Annotated in this window: 3 protein-coding genes; all 3 read left to right on the forward strand. The window is 43.1% G+C overall.

What is annotated here, in order from left to right; translation table 11 throughout:
• On the forward strand, nucleotides 1–412 hold a 412-nt coding region (gene larC2 / locus AC220I_RS21780; RefSeq protein WP_486725974.1), incomplete at its 5' end, for a nickel pincer cofactor biosynthesis protein LarC2.
• A gap of 18 nt (nucleotides 413–430) precedes the next feature.
• On the forward strand, nucleotides 431–1,264 hold the full coding sequence (gene larE, locus AC220I_RS21785) for an ATP-dependent sacrificial sulfur transferase LarE (RefSeq protein WP_486725975.1): 834 nt from the start codon (nucleotides 431–433) through the stop codon (nucleotides 1,262–1,264).
• Between the two features lie 3 nt (nucleotides 1,265–1,267).
• Nucleotides 1,268–2,014, forward strand: coding sequence for a nickel pincer cofactor biosynthesis protein LarB (larB, locus tag AC220I_RS21790; RefSeq protein WP_486725976.1), 747 nt, complete (start codon nucleotides 1,268–1,270; stop codon nucleotides 2,012–2,014).
• Nucleotides 2,015–2,021 lie beyond the last annotated feature (7 nt).

Raw genomic sequence — 2,021 nt, forward strand, 5'->3', positions numbered from 1 at the left:
GACCAACATCGACGATATGAGTTCTGAACTCCTTGTGTTTGCAGAGGAACGCTTGTTGGCTGAGGGGGCACTGGATGTTTACAAAACGCCAATTATCATGAAAAAGGGAAGACCTGCTATAAAATTGACTGTCTTGGCACGGGACAAGGATGTTGAAAAGCTTCAAAAGATTTTATTCACTGAAACCACGAGCATTGGGCTTAGAAAGTATCCTGTGGACAAGGTGAAACTTCAAAGAACTTATCAACAGATTGAAACACAGTACGGCAAGGTCACCATCAAAACTGCTTTAATTGAGGGTGAAATTGTCAACCAGAAACCAGAATATGAGGAATGCAAGCAACTGGCCTTAGACCACAAGGTGGCACTATCAGAAATTTATCGAGCAGTGAACGCAGTGTTGCTTAAATAGAGAGGTAAGGATTTAATAATGAGTATGGAAATGAGAGTAAGTCTTTTAAGAAAAGAAGATCAAAAATTCAATCAACTATGTCAGTATCTTGAGGGGATTCCTTCCTTGGTAGTGGCTTTTTCAGGTGGTGTAGACAGCACTTTTTTAGTAGCGGTTGCATCAGTTGTCTCAAAACGTGTTTTGGCATTAACCGTAAAATCACCCTATATTGCAACATGGGAAATCAGTGAGGCCAAAGATTTGACGGATACTTTGAAACTTGAGCATCGTATATTGGAGGCAGAAATTCCAGACGCAATTAAGCTCAATCCAAGTGATCGATGCTATCTGTGTAAACGCGAAATTTTCAGCAAAATCAAAGCCTTGGCAGAGAAAGAACATTTTGACTATGTCTGTGATGGCTCAAATTTTGATGATCTTGGCGATTATAGACCTGGCATGAGAGCCCTAAAGGAGCTTGAAATTAAGAGTCCCTTGCTAGAGTGTGAGGTTACAAAGGCTGAGATAAGAGCTTGGTCAAAGGCACTAGAGCTTGAAACATGGGATAAACCTCCATATGCTTGTCTATTGACGAGATTACCTTATGATACTTTGGTGGAACCAAGTGCGCTCAAGCAAATAGAAGCTTCAGAGGCCTTTATCATCGGACTGGGTATCAGGGCCATCCGTGTGAGGATGCACGGTGATCTCGCCAGAATTGAGGTAGACGCCAGTGAAATGCACAAGGTGCTCAATGAGGCGACTATTAAGCAAATTTCACAAGCTTTAAAAGGCTTTGGCTTTAACTATGTCACCCTGGACCTTTCAGGCTACAAGATGGGCAGCTTTAATGACGCCCTTAAGAAGGAGTAATCTATGAATCAAAATCAATTGGAAACTTTACTTCAAAGGGTAAAGCAGTCAGAGGTGTCCATTGAAGATGCTATGCAGACCCTTTCCTCATTGCCCTTTGATGATTTAGGCTTTGCTATGATTGACCATCACAGACATTTGAGAGTGGGTTATCCGGAAGTGATTTATTGTGAGGGAAAGACCATCGATCAGGTTATTAAGATTTTCGAAAATATGTCTTCCAGAAGAGTAAATGTGTTGGCAACACGGGCATCTAAATCACTTTATGAGGCCATCAAACCCCTTTACATGGACGCAAAGTACAACGAGGCTGGTCGTGTGATCACCTTGACTTTTGAAGAAATTAAGCCCACTGAGGATTATATCGCCATTGTTGCCGCAGGGACGTCAGACCTGCCAGTGGTGGAAGAAGCCTATGAAACCGCGGTAGCCTTTGGCAATCGAGTGGAAAAGGTTGTAGATGTTGGTGTTGCAGGGATCCATAGACTTTTTGCACGTCTTGATATTATCAGAGGTGCTAAGGTCGTCATCGTTGTGGCAGGTATGGAAGGTGCCCTTGCCAGTGTGGTTGCAGGTCTAGTGGACAAGCCAGTGATCGCTGTACCCACAAGTGTAGGCTATGGTGCAAGCTTTGGCGGTATCAGCGCACTTTTAACCATGCTCAACAGCTGTGCAAGTGGTGTAACGGTTGTAAATATAGACAATGGGTTTGGCGCTGCATATGCTGCATCTCAAATCAATCGACTCTAGTTTTTTA

It is taken from the genome of Fusibacter sp., from assembly GCF_057447755.1.

Excerpts from the sequence above, each read along its gene's own strand:
- larE (WP_486725975.1), top strand. The coding sequence starts at position 431 with ATGAGTATGGAAATGAGAGTAAGTCTTTTAAGAAAAGAAGATCAAAAA.
- larB (WP_486725976.1), top strand. The coding sequence starts at position 1,268 with ATGAATCAAAATCAATTGGAAACTTTACTTCAAAGGGTAAAGCAGTCA.